This is a genomic window from Dactylosporangium roseum, from assembly GCF_025264685.1.
GTDB lineage: Bacteria > Actinomycetota > Actinomycetes > Mycobacteriales > Micromonosporaceae > Dactylosporangium > Dactylosporangium roseum.
In genome coordinates, this window is sequence record NZ_CP073721.1 from 6,264,195 (window position 1) to 6,282,436 (window position 18,242).

Consider the following 18,242-nt stretch of genomic DNA (forward strand, 5'->3'; position numbering starts at 1 on the left):
GGTTTTGTCGTACCCCGTATCTACGGTGACGGACATGAGCGTTTCGGCGTGCAACGCATTGACGGCGCGGTGGGCCGCCTCGGCACCGGCACCGGTCTTCGCCGCGGCCGGCGTCTATCCGCTGCTCGCCCTGCTGGCGTCGGTCGCCGACGGGCCGGCCCGCGCCGAGCTCCTCCGGGTGGCGCCCACGCCGCTGGCGCTCCCGGTGCGCGGCGCACTCGGCATCTGGACGCGCGACCGCGTCCCGCTGACGCTGGAGTGGGCGTCACGCTCCGATCCGCGGCTCACCGGCGACCCGTCCGTCGACGGGCCGCTCCTCGACGCGTGGGCGGCCACCCACACGGGCGGGCTGGTCCCGGCGATGCCGGTGACGGTCGGCCCCGACACCGGCCTCGTCCTGGCCTCCGCGCTGGCCGTGGTCACCGACTGGCCCCAGCCGTTCAGCGGCGGGGTCATGCGCCCGCTGAGCGGCCCGTGGGCGGGCCGGCGGCTCGCGTCGCTGCACCGGCGCACCACCGAGCTGGACGCCCTGCGGGTCGTGGCCGGGCCGCTCACGCTCCTCACCGTGGCCGGCTCCGGCGACATCGACGTCGTGCTGTGCACCGGCGACGGCACCCCCGGCAGCGTCCTGTCCGCGGCCGTCGGGGCGCCGGCCGTCGCCGGGCCGGAGCGCAGCGCGGGCCACGTGACCGGCCCCGGCGTCGTGGCGGCCGAGGTCGACGCAGACGACGACGTGCCAGAGCTGGTCGTCAAGGTGCCCCGGTTCACCGCCTCGGCCACGCACGACCTGCTCGCGACGCCCGACGTGTTCGGGCTGGCCGCGGCGGCCACGGTCGGCACGTTCCCCGGCATCAGCCCGGTGGACCTGCGGGTCGGGGCGGCCCGCCAGCAGGCGGTGGCCGCGTTCAGCGCGGAGGGCTTCCGCGCCGCGGCGGTGACCGCGACGGCGCTGGTGCCGGTGGCGTTCCGCCCGCCGCGGGCTCGCAAGCTGCGGCTGACGGTGACGTTCGACCGGCCGTTCGGCTACCTGGCCGTGCACCGCCCGACCGGCCTGGTCCTGGTCGCCGGCTGGATCACCGATCCCGAGCCGGCCCGGGCACGCTAGCGCCCGGTCTGCTCGGTCGTCTCTTCCCGCGCGGGGCGGCGCCAGCGCTCCGGGGTCTCGCCGCGCGACTGCATCTCCTTCCACTTCGCGAAGGGGTCGAAGTCGTGCTCCAGCGGCTCCTGCGGCGGCCGGTCGGCCTCCGGCACGTGCCGCAGGTTGAGCCGGATGCGGAACCACACCGAGTTGATCCCGCGCATCGAGTCGACGAGCACGTCCGCCGGTTCGAGCAGCGGCCACACGGTGGGGTGCCGGGCCTTCCAGCGCTCGAGATCCTCCATCGCCTCCTCCTTGGTGGCGGTGCGCGTGATCTCGATGAGCGGCATCGTCGGCTCGCGCCGTCCGGAGCCCTTCGTCGCCGGGGTCTTCTTCTTGAACGTGGCGGCCAGCTCCAGCAGCGAGTCGAGCGAGCCGCGCGAGTCCTCGACGCCCTCCCAGGCGTCCGGTCCGCCCGGCACGGTGTCGACGGTGTAGGCGGCCGGGTCGCAGCCGGGCACCTCGTCCCAGGCGAGCGGCATCGAGACGCGGGCCTCGTCGGTGGGGCGCACGGAGTAGCCGGAGGCGGTGGTGTGGTCCTTGGCGTTCTGGTTGTAGTCGACGAAGACGCCGTGCCGCTCCTCCTTCCACCAGGCGCCGGTGGCCAGCTCGGGCGCCCGGCGGGCGACCTCGCGCGCGAAGCCCTCCGCGGCGCGGCGGACCTCGGCGAAGGTCCAGCGCGGCTCGATCCGGGCATAGACGTGGAAGCCCCGCGAGCCGGAGGTCTTCGGCCAGCCCCGCAGGCCGTGCTCCGCCAGCACGTCGCGGGCGACGAGCGCGACGTCGACGACCTGCGACCACGGCACCCCCGGCACCGGATCGAGGTCGATGCGCAACTCGTCGGGGTGGTCGATGTCCTCGGCGAGCACCGAGTGGGTGTGCAGCTCGAGGCAGCCGAGGTTGATCACCCAGGCGAGCTGGGCGGCGTCGCGGAGCACGATCTCCTCGGCGGTGCGGCCCGACGGGTAGCGCAGTACGACCGTCTCGATCCAGTCGGGGCGCTTCTCCGGGGCGCGCTTCTGGAAGAACGCCTCGCCGTCGATGCCGTTGACGTAGCGCTTCAGCGCCATCGGGCGGCCGCCGGCCCCGCGCAGGGTGCCGTCGGCGACCGCCAGGTAGTAGCGGACCACGTCCATCTTGGTGCGGCCGGACTTGGGGAAGTACACCTTGTCGGGGTTGGTGATCGTCACCTCACGCCCGGCGACTTCGATCACTTCCTTGGTGCTCGCCATGGCCAGACCCTACGCGCCGCCGTCCCGCGTGGTGGGGTCTTCGCCCCGGTCGAGCGCGTCCCACAGTTCCGCCTGCGACGCCGGCCGCTTCGGTGCACGCTGTTCAACGGTGGTCTTCGGTCGCTCGTAGCGCGCGCCCATCTCCGGCCACGTGCGGCCGAAGCGGATCGTGGCCACGCCCGCCACGGCGACGACCACCGCGGCGACCGTGCACAGCAGCGGCCAGACCACGATCACGTCCTGACCGAGCGTCACCAGGGCGGCGACCGCGATGCCGGCGCCCGAGAGGGCCAGCACCGCGCCGACCACCGCCCGCGCGACGCCCCGCGTGGCCAGCAGCGCCCCGGCGCCGGCGAGCGAGACGGCGCCGAGCGCCGGCAGCCACGGTGCCAGCTCGGTACCGCTGCGGTGACTCGTGACCGGCGGCAGCGGCGCGACGCGCTGCGTCAGCACCTCCTGCCAGCCCCGGGTCGCCGCGAACAGCACCACGGCCGCGCCGGCCGCGCAGGCCAGCGCGGTGACGGTCAGGCCGCGGCGTCCCTCGAGCTTCATCGCGCCGGCCTCAGGGTCTCGGCGGTCGCGATCGCGGCGAGCACGGCCGCGGCCTTGTTCCGGGTCTCGGTCTCCTCGGCGGCCGGGTCGGAGTCGGCGACGACACCGGCGCCGGCCTGCACATAGGCCGTCCGGTCACGCATCAGGGCGGTGCGGATCGCGATGGCGGTGTCCATGTCGCCGCCGAAGCCGAAATAGCCGACGACACCGCCGTAGAGGCCCCGCCGGGTCGGCTCCAGCTCCTCGATGATCTCCATGGCGCGCACCTTCGGGGCGCCCGACAGCGTGCCGGCTGGGAACGTCGCGGCCAGCGTGTCGAAGGCGGTGCGGTCGTCGTTCAGCTCGCCGACGACCGTCGAGACGATGTGCATGACATGGCTGTACCGCTCGACGGTCATGAACTCGGGCACCTCGACCGTGCCGGGTTTGCACACCCGCCCCAGGTCGTTGCGGGCCAAGTCGACGAGCATGACGTGCTCGGCCCGCTCCTTCGGGTCGGCGAGCAGGTCGGCGGCGAGTGCCGCGTCCTCCTCCGGGGTCGCGCCGCGCCAGCGGGTGCCGGCGATCGGGTGCAGCAGCGCCCGGCGGCCGTCGACCTTGACGTGGACCTCCGGCGACGAGCCGACCACGTCGAAGCCGTCGAAACGCAGCAGGTACATGTACGGGCTGGGGTTGGTCGTGCGCAGCACGCGGTACACGTCGAGGGGGTCGGCGTCGGTCGCGCGCTCGAAGCGCTGGGCGACGACGATCTGGAAGCACTCGCCCGCGCGGATGGCCTCCTTGGCGACCTCGACCGCCTTCGGGTACGCCCCCGCCGGCGTCCGGCTGACCACGTCGCCGAGCGGCACATGGTCCACTGTGGACACCAGGGGCGGGGTCGGGCGGGACAGCGCCGTGGTCATCGCGTCCAGGCGGCCGATCGCCTGGTGGTACGCCGCACGGACCGTGCCGTCGTCGGCGCCCGCGACGGGCAGCACCGCGTTGGCGATCAGCAGCGCCGCGCCCTCGAAGTGGTCCAGTGCCACCAGGTCGGTCGCGAGCATCATGCCCAGCTCGGGGTGGCGCAGGTCGTCGATCGCGAGCTCGGGCAGCTTCTCGAAGCGGCGGACCGCGTCGTACGACAGGAAGCCGACCAGCCCGCCCGACAGCGGCGGCAGGTTGAGCTCACGCAGGTCGGCGTCGTCGGCGGTCAGCGCCGCGAGGGTCGCCGCGAGCACCTCGGTCGGCGAGCCCTCGACGGGCAGGTTCGCCGGCGCGGCGCCGAGCCAGTGCGCCCGACCCTCGCGCTCGACCAGCGTCGCCAGGCTGCGCACGCCGATGAAGCTGTACCTCGACCAGACCGCACCGGCGGCTCCGGCGCCCTGCTCGGCCGACTCCAGCAGGAAGGTGCCCGGGCCGCCGGCAAGCTTGCGGTAGACGCCGACGGGCGTCTCGCCGTCGGCAAGCAGGCGCCGGGTGACGGGCACGACACGGCGGGTGCGCGCCAGTTCGCGGAAGGTCGCCTCGTCGGGGGCGACGGCGCCGGTGGTCATCGGATCACCTCCAGCGGGGTGTAGAAGCAGGTGTGCTCGCCGGTGTGGCAGGCGGCGCCGGTCTGCTCGACGGTCACCAGCAGCGTGTCACCGTCACAGTCGATCGCGACCGACCTGACGTGCTGCACGTGACCGGACGTCTCGCCCTTGATCCACAGCTCGTCGCGGCTGCGCGACCAGTACGTGGCCCGCCCGGTCGTCAGCGTCCGATGCAGCGCCTCGTCGTTCATCCACGCCATCATGAGCACCTGCCCGGTGCCGTGCTCCTGCACGATCGCGGGCACGAGCCCGGCGTCGTTCCGGCGGAGGCGCTTCGCGACTTCTGGGTCGAGGTTCGATGACACAGCCGCAATTCTCCCGCACTGCGGACAACCGGCGGTTCGGGGTCTATGGCTGATGGTTTTGGAGGAGTACCTTGACGGTGCGCCGCACGGAAGACTTGCGCGGTCGCCCACCCTTCCCCGCCTGCCGCCGGCCGACCCTACCCGCCCGTATCTTGCTCGGGTTCCGCCGCCGTCGGTTCAGCGGCGTCGGACGGGCACCGTTCGGCCTCCCGGCGTCCGCGACCCCAGCGCTGAGCGAGCAGTCTGAACGGGTGGCAGCCCCGTTCGGACCGAGCGGACGGAGGACCCATCGTTGTCTCCCAACTTCACCCCGCCGAACAACCAGTCGAGCCCATCCCCTGAAGCCGCCGCCCCCGAGGCCAGCCCCGCCGAGGCAGTCGTTCCCGAGCAGCGTCAGCCGGTGGAGGACACCACCCCGCAGGCCGAGGCGACCGAGCAGGCCCCCGAGACGACCGCTGCGGCAGCCCCGTCCCCCGAGCCTCTGGCCGACGCCGAGGCCATCTCGGTCGCCGTGCCGGACGACATCTCCGGCATCGTCGGCCCGGCCTCGGCCTCCGAGGCCGGCGAAACGTCCACCGAGCCCGAGGCGGTCGCGGACGCTCCGGAGGCCGAGGCGGCTGCCTCCGACGATGCCTCGCCCGACGCGGCGGCCGAGCCTGCGACCGTCTCCGAAGAAGCCTCAACGGACGCGGCGGCCGAGCCTGCCACTGCCTCCGAAGAAGCCTCAACGGACGCGGCGGCCGAGCCTGCCACTGCCTCCGAAGAAGCCTCGCCCGACGCGGCGGCCGAGCCTGCCACTGCCTCCGAGGCCGAAGCTGACGCGGACGCCGACCCGGTCGCCGCCGAAGACGCGGAGGTTGTCGCGGACGCCGAGCCCGTCGCTGCCGACGAGGCCGAGGCCGTCACGGAGGCCGAGCCGGTCGCCGAAGAGGCGGAGACCGAGCCGGTCGCCGACACCGGGGCTGCCGCGGACGCCGAGGAGGTCGCGGACACCGAACCGGCTGCGGAGGCGACCGAGGACGCCGAGCCCGTAGCGGAGGGTGAGCAGGCAGACGCCGAACCGGCAGCCGACGAGGCCGAGGCCGTCGCGGACGCCGAACCTGTCGCCGACGAGGAAGCCAGCGCGGAGCCCGTGGCCGCGGACGCCGAAGCCGCCGAGGAGAGCGCGACGGCGGACGAGGAGCCGGCCGCGGCGGCCGAGGCCGGCGAGGACGCTGGGGAAGAGCCGATCGCCGAGCCTGTTGCCGAGGCCACGGAGGACACGGTCGGCGAGGTCGAGGCTGCCGCCGAAGCCGACACGGAGGCCGAGCCCGCTGCCGAAGCCGAGGCGGAGGCGGCTGCGGAGCCGGTCGCCGAGGCAGAGCCGGCCGCGGAAGTCGAGGCGGAGCCGGTGGCGGAGGCCGAACCTGCCGAGGACAGCGCCGAAGCGGGGGCCGTGGCCGAGGAGACCGCCGCAGGAGCCGACGCTGAGGAGGCCGGCGCCGACGAGGAGCCGGCGGCCGAAGCCGACGCCGAGGCCGCAGAGCCGGCTGCTGCCGACGCCGAGGAGCCGGCCGAGGAGCCGGCCGCGGAAGCCGACGGCGACGCCGAGTCGGTCGCCGAGGTCGGCGACGCTGCGGAGGAAGAGCCCGCCGCCGGGGCCGAGGACGCCGCCGCGGAAGCCGAGGAGGCAGGCTCGGAGCAAGCCGAGACAGCGGACGAGGAGCCGGTGGCTGAAGCCGGGGAGGCCGAGGAAGACGCCGCCGACGAGCCGGCCGCGGAAGCGGACGAGGCCGACGAGGCGCCGGTCGATGTGCTTGCCGAGGCTGTCGATGCTGGGGCCGACGACGCCGAGGACGAAGTCGCCGCCGAAGCGGTCAACCTCGTCGCGGACATCGAGGACGTCACCGGAGAAGCCGACACCGAGGAGGCCCCCGCCGACGCCGACGAAGAGGGCGAAGTCGAGGAGCCGGCGGCCGAAGCCGAGGAAGACGACGAAGACGAAGCCGAGGAACCGACCGCTGAAGCCGACGACAACGAGGACGAGGACGAGGAGCCTGTCGCCGAGGCGGACAACGCCGACGAGGACCACGACGAGGACGACGACGAGGACGACGACGAAGAGGCCGAGCTCGCAGCCGCGCCGCTACGGCCCGGTGACGTTGTCGAGGAGCGGATCGTGCTCTGGAAGCCGAAGCGGGCGGACAAGTTCCGGTCGCGGCTGGCGAAGGCCGAGTCGAAGTTCGTGGACGACCCGGTCAAGGCGGTCGCCAAGGCGTCCGCGGTCGTGAGTGACGCGATCGAGACGCTCGCCGAGAAGTTGCAGGACCAGCAGCACGCGATCGACCCGCACAAGTCGTCGAAGCGGCCCGACACCGAGTCCCTGCGGGTCGCGCTCCGGCAGTACAAGGACTTCCTGGAGCGCGTCCTCAAGCTCTAGGCGACCACAGCAGTGCCCCGGGCAGGGGGCGGACCGGCGACGGTCCGCCCCCTGTCGCACTTACCGCGTTGACGGTCGGCCAGGATTTCATTTACCGTTGAGTTCAACAGGTGTTGAGTTTCCGCACAGGTCCGACGAACCCCGGAAGGGGGAACGAGATGAGCAACGCGATCGAGGTCGAGCACCTCGTCATCGCGCGCGGCAAGAGGCGGGTGCTGCACGACCTCACCTGCACCGTGCCCAGCGGCAGCGTCACCGGCCTGCTCGGCCCGAGCGGCAGCGGCAAGACCACGTTCATGCGTGCCGTCGTCGGCGTGCAGAAGGTCGTCAGTGGCACCGTCACCGTGCTCGGCCATCCCGCCGGCGCCAAGCCCCTGCGCAGCCAGGTCGGCTACCTCACGCAGGCCCCGAGCGTCTACGCGGACCTGACCGTGCGCGAGAACGCCCGCTACTTCGCCGCGCTGTACGGGCTGAGCGCCAAAGAGGCCGACGCGGCGGTCTCCGACGTCGGGCTCAGCGAGGCCAAGGGCCAGCTCGTCGGGCAGCTCTCCGGCGGCCAGCACGCCCGGGCCTCCCTCGCGTGCGCGATCGTCGGCCGGCCGCGGCTACTGGTCCTCGACGAGCCGACCGTCGGGCAGGACCCCGTCCTGCGCAACGAACTCTGGCAGCGGTTCCACGCCATGGCGAAGGCCGGGTCGACACTGCTGGTCTCCAGTCACGTGATGGACGAGGCCGGCCGTTGTGACCGGCTCCTGTTGATCCGCGAGGGCCTGCTCATCGCCGACGCGACTCCGGCGGCGGTACGGGAACGCGCCGGCACCGACGACCTCGACACGGCGTTCCTCCGTCTGGTCCAGGCGCAGGAGACCGAGCAGGAGAAGGTGGCCTGACGATGTCTCCCCGCCTGACGTTCACGACCGCCGGCCGGATCCTCCGCCAGCTTCGCCACGACCGCCGGACCATCGCGATGATCCTGGTCGTGCCGACGGTGTTGCTGACGCTCCTGCGGTACCTCTACGACAACAACCCCCCGCTGTTCGACCGCGTCGGCCTGATCATGCTCGGCGTGTTCCCGCTGGTGATCATGTTCCTGCTGACCAGCGTCGCGATGCTGCGCGAGCGGACCAGCGGCACCCTGGAGCGGCTCCTCACCACCCCGATCGGCAAGGTCGACATCCTGCTCGGGTACGGCATCGCGTTCGCCATCGCCGCCGCCGTCCAGGCCTGCGTGGTCTCGGCTATCGCGTTCTGGCTGCTCGGCCTCGACACGCTCGGCCCGGCCTGGCTCGTCGGCGTGCTCGCGGTCGGCAACGCCGTGCTCGGCATGGCGCTCGGCCTGTTCGTGAGCGCGTTCGCGAACAGCGAGTTCCAGGCGGTGCAGTTCATGCCGGCCGTGGTCCTGCCGCAGGTCCTGCTGTGCGGTCTGTTGCAGCCCCGCGACCAGATGGCCGCCTGGATGCAGGCGATCAGCGACGTCCTGCCGATGTCGTACGCCGTGCAGGCCCTCACCGAACTCGGCAGCAACACCGAGCCGACCGGCATCATGTGGCGAGACCTCGCGATCATCGTCGGGTGCGTGCTCGTGGCACTCTTGCTCGGAGCGGCGACACTGCGCCGCCGTACCACTTGATCGGCAGTAGAAAGAGGCACATGGCCCGCACCGGACGACGCCCCGGCAACCAGGACACGCGGACGGCCATCCTGGCCGCAGCCCGTGACGCCTTCGCCGAGCGCGGGTTCGACGGAGCCTCCATCCGCCAGATCGCCACCAGCGCCGGGGTCGACCCGGCGCTGGTGCACCACTATTTCGGGGCGAAGGACAAGCTGTTCCTGGCCACGATGGAGGTGCCGATCGATCCGGGCGAGCTGCTGCCGAAGGTCTTCGGGCCCGGCATCGACGGCGTCGGCGAGCGGCTGGTGCGCACCTTCCTCAGCGTGTGGGACTCCCCTGCCGGCTCGCCGGCGGCGGCCCTGTTCCGCAGCGCGCTGCAGCACGAATGGTCCGCGCGCATGCTGCGTGACTTTCTGATCACGCAGATCCTCCGCCGCGCGATGAGCCAGCTCAAGATCGACCCCGAGGAGGCTCCCAAGCGGGCCTCCCTCATCGCTTCCCAGATGGCGGGAATCGTCATGGTGCGGTACATCCTGAAGATCGAACCGCTGGCCTCGATGCCCGCCGACGAGGTGGTGCGCTACGTGGCGCCGACGATTCAGCGGTACGTCGCGGAGCCGCTGCCCAAGGACGCCTAGCCCAACGCCGCCGGCCGCGGTGTTGCGCTACGGGATGGTGACGCACGGTCGTGCGGGTGGCGCCCGGTCACTCATGGTCGTCGCCAGACCCGGGACGGCGCGCTCCAGACCGGACGACTCCATGATCATGGGAAAGATCCGGCTATCGGGACAGCCATATCTTTCCCATGATCATGAGGTCGAGCGGCACGGCGGCGGATCGCGCCGCAACGCGCGCCGGCCGGCGCACCTCGGCGGCGACACCTCGCGAGCCCCGCGCCCTCGGTGCCGGCCTGCCCGGGTCGGCCAGGGATGTCGGGCTGAACCTCGCGGGCAGGTGCTATTCCTCGTCGATGTCCGCGCAGTGCGTGCGGGCCTGAGGCGTCAACAGCAGGCCCAGCAGCGCGACCGCGCAGCAGGCGGGAACGACCGCGAACGGCAGCGGTGCCGGCAGCAGCCACGTGAGCAGCGGCGCCATCGTGCCGACAAAACCCCAGAACACGAGGCTCGCCAGCCACGCCCAGTGCTCGCCCCGCTTGATCCGCACCCCGAGGAAGACCAGCACGACCGCGAACGGGAACAGGAACAGCACGGCGTTGAAGAACAGGACGAAGTCGAGGTAACCCGTCCCGCCCTGCTGGACGGGGTCGATCTGCATGCCCGAGAGCAGGACCCCGAGTGCGGCGAGGGCGAGTGTCAGCATGACCAGCCCGATAACGTTGAACCCCGTCACCGCGACCCGCACCTGCATCGGCGCGTTTCGGCGCCCCCCGGCTGCCATGCCACCAGCGTAAGCCATCGCCGCCCGGCACCAAGTTGGCCCTCATCGATTTCCGCGCCCAGGACCACTCTTCCGGACCACGGATTTCCGCCAAGGTCAACAGCTTTCGGCCCGGCCCAGGCAGGGCACCGCGTCGGCGTCAGCGGGTTTGTTCGAGCCAGGAGGCGTAGAGGCGGGCGTAGATGGAGCCGGGGTCGGTCACGAGATCGGTGTGGGGGCCGCGCTGGACGACGCGGCCCTTGTCGACCACGATCACCTCGTCGGCGCCCTCCGCGGTCGACAAGCGGTGGGCGATGGCGATCGTCGTGCGGCCCCGCGTCACCGCGTCGAGGGTGCGCTGGAGCCGGACCTCGGTCGCCGGGTCGACGGCGCTGGTGGCCTCGTCGAGGACCAGCAGGTCGGGGTCGGCCACATACGCCCGGGCGAGGGCCACCAACTGCCGCTCCCCCACCGACAGCGCCTCGCCCCGCTCGCCGACCCGCGTCCGCAGGCCGTCACTCAGGCTCTCGACCCAGTCGATCAGCCCCAGCTCGGTGAAGGCCAGCTCCAGGTCGACGTCGCTGAGGTCGGGCCGGCCGAAGCGGACGTTGTCGGCGACGGTCGAGTCGAACAGGAAGCCGTCCTGCGGCACCATGACCACCCGGCTGCGCAGCGAGTCGAAACGCACCTCGGACAGCGGCACCCCGGACAGCAGGACACTACCGCTCGCCGGGTCCATCAGCCGGGTCAACAGCTTGGCGAACGTCGTCTTGCCGCTGCCGGTCTCGCCGACGACCGCGACCCTGGTCCGCGCGGCGACGGTGAGGTGGACGTCGGTGAGCACCTCGGGCCCGCCCGGATAGGCGAAGTGGACGTGCTCGAAGGTCACGTCGATCGGCCCCTCCGGCAGCACCCGGCCCGCGGCGCCCGGGTCGGCGACGTCCGGCTCGGTCTCGATGATGTCGAGGACCCGCCGCCAGCCGGCGATCGCGTTCTGCGCCTCGTTGAGGACCTCGGTGGCGATCTGGACCGGTTGTACGAACAGCGTCGCCAGGAACAGGAACGCGGTGAGCTGGCCGACGGTGAGCTGCCGGTCGGCGCCGAGCAGCGTGCCGACGACCACGACCCCGGCGAGCGCGAGCCCGGCGGCGAGCTCGCCGAAGCTCATGCTGACCACGTTGTTCTTCAGCGCGCGGAACTGGCTGCGCCGGTTGCGCTCGATCGCCTTGTCGAGCCGCTCACTGGTGCGCCGCTGAATGCCGTGGGCCCGCACGACCGGCGCGCCGACCACGCTCTCGGCGATGACGCCGAGCAGCGCGCCGACACTCTCGCGGACCTCCAGGTAGAGCACGCTGAGCCGGCGCTGGAAGTGCCGCACGACGAAGATCAGCGGCGCGAACGCGGCGAAGACCACGAGCGTGAGCTGCCAGGAATAGACCACCATGACGACCGTCGTGACGGTGAGCTGGCCCAGGCTGAGGATGAACAGCAGGCCGCCGAACTGGAGGAACTGGCTGATCTGGTCGACGTCGCCGGTGACCCGCGAGACCAGCGCGCCGCGCCGCTCGGACTGCTGGTGCAGCATGGACAGGTCGTGGATGTGCCGGAAGGTGCGCACCCGGATGCCGGCCAGCGCCGTCTCGCTGACGGTGAACAGCCGGACGTTCATCAGGTAGGCGCTGGCCATCGTCGCGAACAGCACCGCGGCGGTGATCGTCACGATGAGCGTCAGGACGCCGAGGTCAGGGCCGCTCGCGGCCCGGATGCCGCGGTCGATGCCCTGCTGGATGGCGACCGGCACGGCCACCCGGCCGATGGTGGCCATCACGGCCAGGCCTAGGGTGCCGGCGAGCCCGGTGAACAGCTCCGGGGACAGCGCGAGGCCGCGCCGCAGCACACTGAGCCGCTCGGCGCCGGCTTCGGGCACCGCCCCGGTCACGGCGCTGGTCACGCGCTCACTCCCCCTTCGTCGAACGCGTGCTCGCGCTCCCGCTCGGCCTCGGCCTTTTCGTATGCCGTCACCAGGTCGGCGTAGCCGGGTGCGGTTTCCAGCAGCTCCTGGTGCGTGCCGCGGGCGATCACCCGGCCGCGCTCGAGGTAGACGACCTCGTCGGCGAGGGCGATGGTCGCCCGCCGGTAGGCGACGACGAGGATCGATGCCTGCTGGGCGTCGTCCCGCCGCAGCGCGGCGAGGATCGCCGCCTCGACCCGCGGGTCGACCGCGCTGGTCGCGTCGTCGAGCACCAGCAGGCGGGGCGCGCCGGCGAGGGCCCGGGCGATGGTGAGCCGTTGCCGCTGCCCGCCGGACAGCGACGTGCCGCGCTCGCCGACCGTCGTGTCGAGGCCGGCGGCGAGCCGCTCGACGAACTCGTCGGCCTGCGCGAGCCGCAGCGCCGCCCACACCGCCTCGTCGCTCACACCTCGATCGAGGGTGATGTTGCCCCGGATGGTGTCGTCGAAGACGAACGGCACCTGGGCGACCAGCGCGGCCGTGCGCACGAGTGCCTCCTGGGTCAGCTCGCGGACGTCGACGCCGTCGAGCGCCACCGTGCCGGCACGCGGGTCGACGAGGCGGGCCGCGAGCGCGGCGATCGTCGACTTGCCCGAGCCGGTCGGCCCGACCAGCGCGACCGTCCGCCCGGCCGGCACGTCGAACGAGACCCCGGTGAGCACGTCGCCGCCCGGCGGCGCGTCGGCGTCGCCCGGTCGGTATGCGAAGTGCACGTCGTCGAAGCGCAGGGCAGCCGGTTTCTGTTCGTCGCGGAGCTCGGTCGTGCCGTAGACCATGTCGCCCTCGGCGTCGAGCACGTTGCGGATCCGTTCCCAGCCGACGACGCTGCGGGGCAGCTCGGCGAGGACCCAGCCGATCGCGCGGACCGGAAACGCCAGCACGGTGAACAGGAACGCGACGCTGACGACCTCGGACACCTCGGCGGCACCCTGCTGGAAACGCCAGCCGCCGACGACGAGCACGGCGAGCGTGCCGACGCTCGGCAGCGCGTCGAGCATCGGGTCGAACAGTGCCCGGATCCGGCCGACCCGGATGGTGGCGTCGCGCAGCTCGGCCGCCTTCACGGCGAACCGCTCCGTCTCCGCCGTCTCGCGGCCCATCGTCTTGACGACGAGCGCGCCGTCGAAGCTCTCGTGCGCGACCGCGCTGACCTCGGCGCGCAGTTGCTGCGCCCGGGCGACGCGGGGCGCCATGCGCCGCGAATAGGCGACGTTGACCCCGAGCAGCGTCGGGAAGATCGCGACGCCGACGAGGGCCATCGCCCAGTCGGTGACGAAGAGCGAGACGACCGCGGCGACGAGCATCACGGCCGTGCCGACCGCGAACGGGAAGGGCGCGATCGGATACCACGCGGACTCGACGTCGGCGTTGGCGTTGGACAGCAGCGTGCCGGTGGCGTGGCGCTGGTGCCACTCCAGCGGCAGGCGCAGGTAACGGCGGGTCACCGCCTGCCGGTAACGCGCCTGGAGGTTGAACTGCATGGCACCGGCACCGAGGCGGCGGCCGAGGATGCCGACGATCTTGCCGAGGCTGACGGCGAGGACGGCGAGCCCGCCGAGCGCCAGCGCGCCGGTGCCGACGTGACGGCTGTCGATCGTCGGGACGACGATGCGCCCGACGACCTCGCCGGAGACGAAGGCGGTGGCGATGGTGAGCAGGCTGAACAGCACGCTGCCGGCGACGGCGACGGCGAATATGTGAGGCTCGTCACGGATAGCCCTGCCCAGCACTCTGAGGCCCTTCAAGAGCACCTTGCCGCTGGTCACCTTCCGCCCCCTCGGGTCCGCGCCGGTAAGTCGCCCCGACCGCACCGCAACCTTACCGAGGACCCCCGACAAAAAACGGGGCTAGCGTTACGCCCATGAGTTCGTTCGCCCGCGGCGAGCGCGCGGCGCTCGCCGACACACTCCTTGCCGCCGGCCCCGACGCGCCCACGCTCTGCACCGGCTGGGCCACCCGTGATCTCGCCGCGCACCTGGTGCTGCGCGAGCGCCGCCCCGACGCGGCGCCCGGCATCCTGCTCAAGGCCGTCGCCGGGCACACGAAGAAGGTGCAGGACGGTCTGGCCGCCGGTGACTACGCCGAGCTCGTCGGCAAGATCCGCACGCCGCCGGTGTGGCTGCGGCCCGGGTTCGCCGACGAGGCCATGAACCTGATCGAGTTCTTCGTCCACCACGAGGACGTCCGGCGGGCGACGGCCGGCTGGACGCCGCGGCAGCTCGATCCCGGCTACGAGGCGGCGCTGTCGGCTCGTGCCAGGGGATCGGCACGGCTCTCCACCCGGCGGTTCCCGGCCCGCATCGTCGTGAAGGCACCCGGCGCCGAGCCGTTCACCGTCGGCGCGGGCGGTGACGCCGAGCTGGTGGTCGAGGGCGCACCGGGTGAGCTGCTGCTGTTCTTCACCGGACGGCAGGGGGCCGCCGACGTCGAAGTCACGGGCCCGGACGGGCTCGCCGACAGGCTCCGGGGCGCCCACCTGGGACTGTGAGATCCACCCTCCTGAGTCTCGAATCTGGTTCCAGGCAAGGGATTCAGCGTCTACTACGTTTCGGTTGCGGGGCTAGCCGGTGACGGGATCGACGGTTTACCCTCCGGTAACCGACGGGACGTGACGCCGATCACGCGCACGTCCACGCCTGCCGCCGGAGGCCGACTCCATGACCCAGATCCAGCCGCTCGAACTGCCCTACCGCTCGATCCCGGACATGTTCCTGCACCGGGTGGCGGAGACCCCGGACAAGCCGGCGTTCGCCGGTCCGGCGCCCGACGACGCCGGCGACCCGGTCTGGCTGACCTGGCGCCAGGTCGACGTGCGCGCCCGTGCCATCGGCGCCGGGCTCACCACGCTCGGCGTCCAGCCCGAGGACCGGGTCGGCGTCCTGGCCAACACCCGGCTCGACTGGATCCTCGCCGACCTCGGCATCATGCTGGCCGGTGCCGCCACGGCGACGGTCTATCCCACGACGGAGCCGGACGAGGCCGTCTACATCGTCCAGGACTCCGGCTCGAAGGTACTGATCGCGGAGGACCCCGCCCAGGCGGCCAAGCTCCGGGGCGCCGAGCTGCCCAACCTGGTAGCGGTCGTGCTCATCGACGGCGCGCCCACCGGCGACGAGCCCGTCAGGACGCTGTCGCTGGCCCAACTGGAGGCGGCCGGGCGAGCGGCGATCGAGCAGGACCCGCAGCTCATCGACCGGATCGTCGAGGGCATCACCGGCGACCAGCTAGCCACGCTGATCTACACGTCCGGCACCACCGGCAGGCCGAAGGGCGTCGAACTGCTGCACGCCGGCTGGGTCTGGCAGGGCCGCACGCAGTCCGACATCGGCCTGCTCAGGCCCGACGACCTCCAGTACCTCTGGCTGCCCCTCTCCCACTCGTTCGGCAAGACGCTGCTGTGCGGCATCATCTACGTCGGCCTGCCCACCTACGTCGACGGCCGCGTCGACAAGCTGATCGACAACCTGGGCAAGATCCGGCCCACGCTCATGTGCGCCGCGCCGCGCGTCTTCGAGAAGGTCTACAACCGCGTCGTCACCGGCGCGCAGGCCGACGGCGGCGCCAAGTGGAAGATCTTCACCTGGGCGATGGCGGTCGGCAAGAAGGCCTCCGCCGAGCGCCTGGCGGGGCGCCGGCCCGGCGGCATGCTGAAGGCGCAGGCGGCCGTCGCCGACAAGCTCGTGTTCAGCAAGCTGCGGGCCCGCCTCGGCGGCCGGATGCGGGCGATGGTCTCCGGCTCCGCGCCGCTGTCGAAGGACATCGGCGAGTTCTTCTTCGCCGCCGGCCTGCCGATCCTGGAGGGCTACGGCCTGACCGAGACCTCGGCCGGCTCCTACGTCAACCGCGATGACGCTCCCCGCATCGGCACGGTCGGGCAGGCCCTCGGCGATCTGCGGACGAAGCTCGACACCGACGGCGAGGTGCTGCTCAAGGGCACGCCGATCATGCGCGGCTACCACAACCTGCCCGACGAGACCGCCGCCGCTTTCACCGAGGACGGCTGGTTCCGCACGGGCGACATCGGCGAGATCGACGCCGACGGCTACCTGCGCATCACCGACCGCAAGAAGGACCTCATCAAGACGTCCGGCGGCAAGTACGTCGCGCCGAGCTACATCGAGGGCCTGTTCAAGTCCGTCTGCCCGTATACCTCGCAGGCGGTCGTGGTGGGCCAGGCGCGCAACTACGTGACCATGCTCGTGACGCTCGACCCCGACGCGATCAAGGGCTGGGCCGAGGGCACGCCGCTGGCCGGCAAGTCGTACCAGGAGATCGCCTCGTCCAGGGAGGCGGAGGAGCTGATCCGGGGTTACGTCAAGGAGCTCAACACCAGGCTCAACCGCTGGGAGACGGTCAAGAAGTTCACCATCCTGAGCCGCGACCTGTCGATCGAGGACGGCGAGCTGACGCCGTCGCTCAAGGTCAAGCGCCGCGCGGTCGAGAAGTCCTTCGCGCAGGACATCGACAGGATGTACGCCGGGACACTCGCAGAGCTCTAGCGCCCCATAGCGTCGTGGCCCCCGGAAGCCGCCACTTCCGGGGGCCACGACGTCAGGCGACGACCGCGGGCGCCGACCACGCGTGACGGCGCGGCCGGTCGAGGTCGGCGCGGGCCGACGCCAGCCGGCGCACCGCCTCGACGAGCGTGTCCTCGGGCAGCGTGTACGGCATCCGCAGGAACCGCTCCATCGTCCCGTCCGCGCCGAAGCGCGGCCCGGACGCGATCCGCACCCCGAGCTCCTCCGCCGACCGGGCCAGGGCGCTGGAGACCGGGGCGTCGAGCTCCACCCACATGACCATCCCGCCGCGCGGCAGCACGAACCGCCACTCGGGCAGCTCGGCCCGCAGTGCCGCGGCGAGCGTGTCGCGCCGGGCCAGCAACTGCTTGCGACGGGCGGCGACGATCGTCTCGCGGCGCTCGAGGAGTCGCACGGCCACGAGCTGGTCCAGCACCGGCGAGGCCATGTCGACGCCGACCCGGGCGGCGGCGAGCCGGGCGATCAGCGGCGCCGCGCCGCGCACCCAGCCGATCCGCAGGCCGCCCCAGTACGGCTTGCTCATGCCGCCGATGGTGAGCACCCGCGCGGTCCGGTCGAAGGCGGCCACCGAGGGCGGCAGCTCCGGCGCGTCGAGCGCCAGGTCGACGAACGACTCGTCGATCACCAGGTCGGTGCCGGCGGCGTGTGCGGCGGACGGCAGCCGCTCGCGCAGCGACGCCTGCATCAGGTGGCCGGTCGGATTGTGGAAGTCGGGGATCAGGTAGGCCAGGCGGGCCTGCGCGGCCCGTACCGTCGAGAGCACCAGGTCCTCGTCCCACCCGTCGGGACCGATCGCGTAGGCGCTGACCCGGGCGCGGCTCGCGGTGAAGGCGCTCAGGGCGTTGGGATAGGTGGGCGTCTCCACCAGCGCCCGCTGGCCCGGCGCGACGAGCAGCCGCAGCAGCAGGTCGAGCGCCTGCTGCACGCCGCCGGTCACCATCACCTGGTCGGGATCGGTGGGCAGGCCGCGCTCGCTGTAGCAGCGGGCGATCGCCTCCCGCAGCACGAGCAGGCCCATCGGCTGGTAGCCGGCGCCGCAGGTGTACGGCCCCAGGTCGGCGACGGCCTCGGTGGCCGCCTCGGTCAGCTCCGGCGGCGCGGGCATCGCGGCGCAGCCGAGGTCGATGAGGTCCGTGTCGTCGCTCGGCGTCCACAGCCCCGACGTGCCGACCCGATGGCCGGCCGGCAGCGCGGTCCAGCTACCGGCGCCGCGGCGGCTGCTGAGGTGGCCGCTCTCGCGCAACTCGCGATAGGCGGCGGTGACGGTGGTGCGGCTGATGCCGAGGGCCGCGGCCAGCTCACGCTCGGCGGGCAGCCGCACACCCAGGGCCAGCCGGCCGTCGATGAGCAGGCCACGGACCGCGTTGGCGAGCACGACGTATTCGGGCCGGCGCCCGTTGGGGCCGCGCACCCCGACCGCGACCTGCCACGCGTTGAGCATGCGGGCCAGTTGCGCGCCACGGACGATCGCTGACAAGGCCAGTCCC

The 18,242-nt window shown here is 72.5% G+C and carries 15 protein-coding genes; 7 read left to right on the forward strand and 8 right to left on the reverse strand.

The window, feature by feature from the left end:
• Positions 1-34: 34 nt before the first annotated feature.
• A complete protein-coding gene (locus Drose_RS29365) occupies positions 35-1,105 on the forward strand; it encodes a serpin family protein (RefSeq protein ID WP_260724533.1) in 1,071 nt (356 codons plus the stop codon).
• Here the strand turns inward: Drose_RS29365 and ligD are convergent.
• The 4 genes from ligD to hisI are packed head-to-tail and all read right to left on the reverse strand — an operon-like array spanning position 1,102 to position 4,798.
• Entirely contained in the window at positions 1,102-2,370 is a 1,269-nt protein-coding gene (ligD, locus tag Drose_RS29370; protein WP_260724534.1) for a non-homologous end-joining DNA ligase, read from the reverse strand. The two genes, Drose_RS29365 and ligD, sit on opposite strands and share 4 nt — an antisense overlap.
• 9 nt (positions 2,371-2,379) lie before the next feature.
• Complete coding sequence (locus Drose_RS29375) at positions 2,380-2,922, reverse strand: Trp biosynthesis-associated membrane protein (protein WP_260724535.1); 543 nt, start codon at positions 2,920-2,922, stop codon at positions 2,380-2,382.
• Entirely contained in the window at positions 2,919-4,454 is a 1,536-nt protein-coding gene (locus Drose_RS29380) for an anthranilate synthase component I (RefSeq protein WP_260724536.1), read from the reverse strand. Before Drose_RS29380 ends, Drose_RS29375 begins: the two co-directional genes overlap by 4 nt.
• Entirely contained in the window at positions 4,451-4,798 is a 348-nt protein-coding gene (hisI, locus tag Drose_RS29385) for a phosphoribosyl-AMP cyclohydrolase (protein ID WP_313899944.1), read from the reverse strand. The genes Drose_RS29380 and hisI overlap by 4 nt, the downstream gene beginning before the upstream one ends.
• 400 nt (positions 4,799-5,198) lie before the next feature.
• On the opposite strand from hisI, the gene Drose_RS29390 reads away from it, so the two are divergent.
• The 4 genes from Drose_RS29390 (at position 5,199) to Drose_RS29405 (ending at position 9,467) form a co-directional block, all read left to right on the forward strand.
• Positions 5,199-7,217, forward strand: coding sequence for a hypothetical protein (locus Drose_RS29390; RefSeq protein ID WP_260724537.1), 2,019 nt, complete (start codon positions 5,199-5,201; stop codon positions 7,215-7,217).
• A gap of 158 nt (positions 7,218-7,375) precedes the next feature.
• Positions 7,376-8,107, forward strand: coding sequence for an ABC transporter ATP-binding protein (locus Drose_RS29395; RefSeq protein ID WP_260724538.1), 732 nt, complete (start codon positions 7,376-7,378; stop codon positions 8,105-8,107).
• A 2-nt stretch (positions 8,108-8,109) separates the two neighbouring features.
• Entirely contained in the window at positions 8,110-8,847 is a 738-nt protein-coding gene (locus Drose_RS29400) for an ABC transporter permease (protein WP_260724539.1), read from the forward strand.
• A gap of 20 nt (positions 8,848-8,867) precedes the next feature.
• Complete coding sequence (locus tag Drose_RS29405) at positions 8,868-9,467, forward strand: TetR/AcrR family transcriptional regulator (protein WP_260724540.1); 600 nt, start codon at positions 8,868-8,870, stop codon at positions 9,465-9,467.
• Positions 9,468-9,786: 319 nt separating this feature from the next.
• On the opposite strand, the gene Drose_RS29410 is transcribed toward Drose_RS29405, so the two are convergent.
• From Drose_RS29410 to Drose_RS29420, 3 genes are all read right to left on the reverse strand, one after another.
• The gene (locus Drose_RS29410) at positions 9,787-10,227 is read right to left on the reverse strand and encodes a hypothetical protein (protein ID WP_260724541.1); all 441 of its coding nucleotides are present in this window, start codon (positions 10,225-10,227) and stop codon (positions 9,787-9,789) included.
• 139 nt (positions 10,228-10,366) lie between these two features.
• Positions 10,367-12,145, reverse strand: a complete 1,779-nt coding sequence (locus Drose_RS29415; RefSeq protein WP_390891458.1) for an ABC transporter ATP-binding protein — start codon at positions 12,143-12,145, stop codon at positions 10,367-10,369.
• Between the two features lie 8 nt (positions 12,146-12,153).
• Positions 12,154-13,968 carry an ABC transporter ATP-binding protein gene (locus Drose_RS29420; RefSeq protein WP_260729845.1) on the reverse strand — a complete coding sequence of 605 codons (1,815 nt, stop codon included), beginning with the start codon at positions 13,966-13,968 and terminating at the stop codon, positions 12,154-12,156.
• A 110-nt stretch (positions 13,969-14,078) separates the two neighbouring features.
• Between Drose_RS29420 and Drose_RS29425 the strand changes: the two genes are divergently transcribed.
• Positions 14,079-14,705: a TIGR03085 family metal-binding protein gene (locus Drose_RS29425; RefSeq protein ID WP_260724543.1), complete on the forward strand. Its 627-nt coding sequence runs from the start codon at positions 14,079-14,081 to the stop codon at positions 14,703-14,705.
• Positions 14,706-14,874: 169 nt separating this feature from the next.
• Positions 14,875-16,716 (forward strand): AMP-dependent synthetase/ligase, encoded by a 1,842-nt coding sequence (locus tag Drose_RS29430; RefSeq protein WP_260724544.1) that lies wholly within the window; start codon positions 14,875-14,877, stop codon positions 16,714-16,716.
• Positions 16,717-16,768: 52 nt separating this feature from the next.
• On the opposite strand, the gene yczR is transcribed toward Drose_RS29430, so the two are convergent.
• Positions 16,769-18,232 (reverse strand): MocR-like transcription factor YczR, encoded by a 1,464-nt coding sequence (gene yczR, locus Drose_RS29435; RefSeq protein ID WP_260724545.1) that lies wholly within the window; start codon positions 18,230-18,232, stop codon positions 16,769-16,771.
• Positions 18,233-18,242 lie beyond the last annotated feature (10 nt).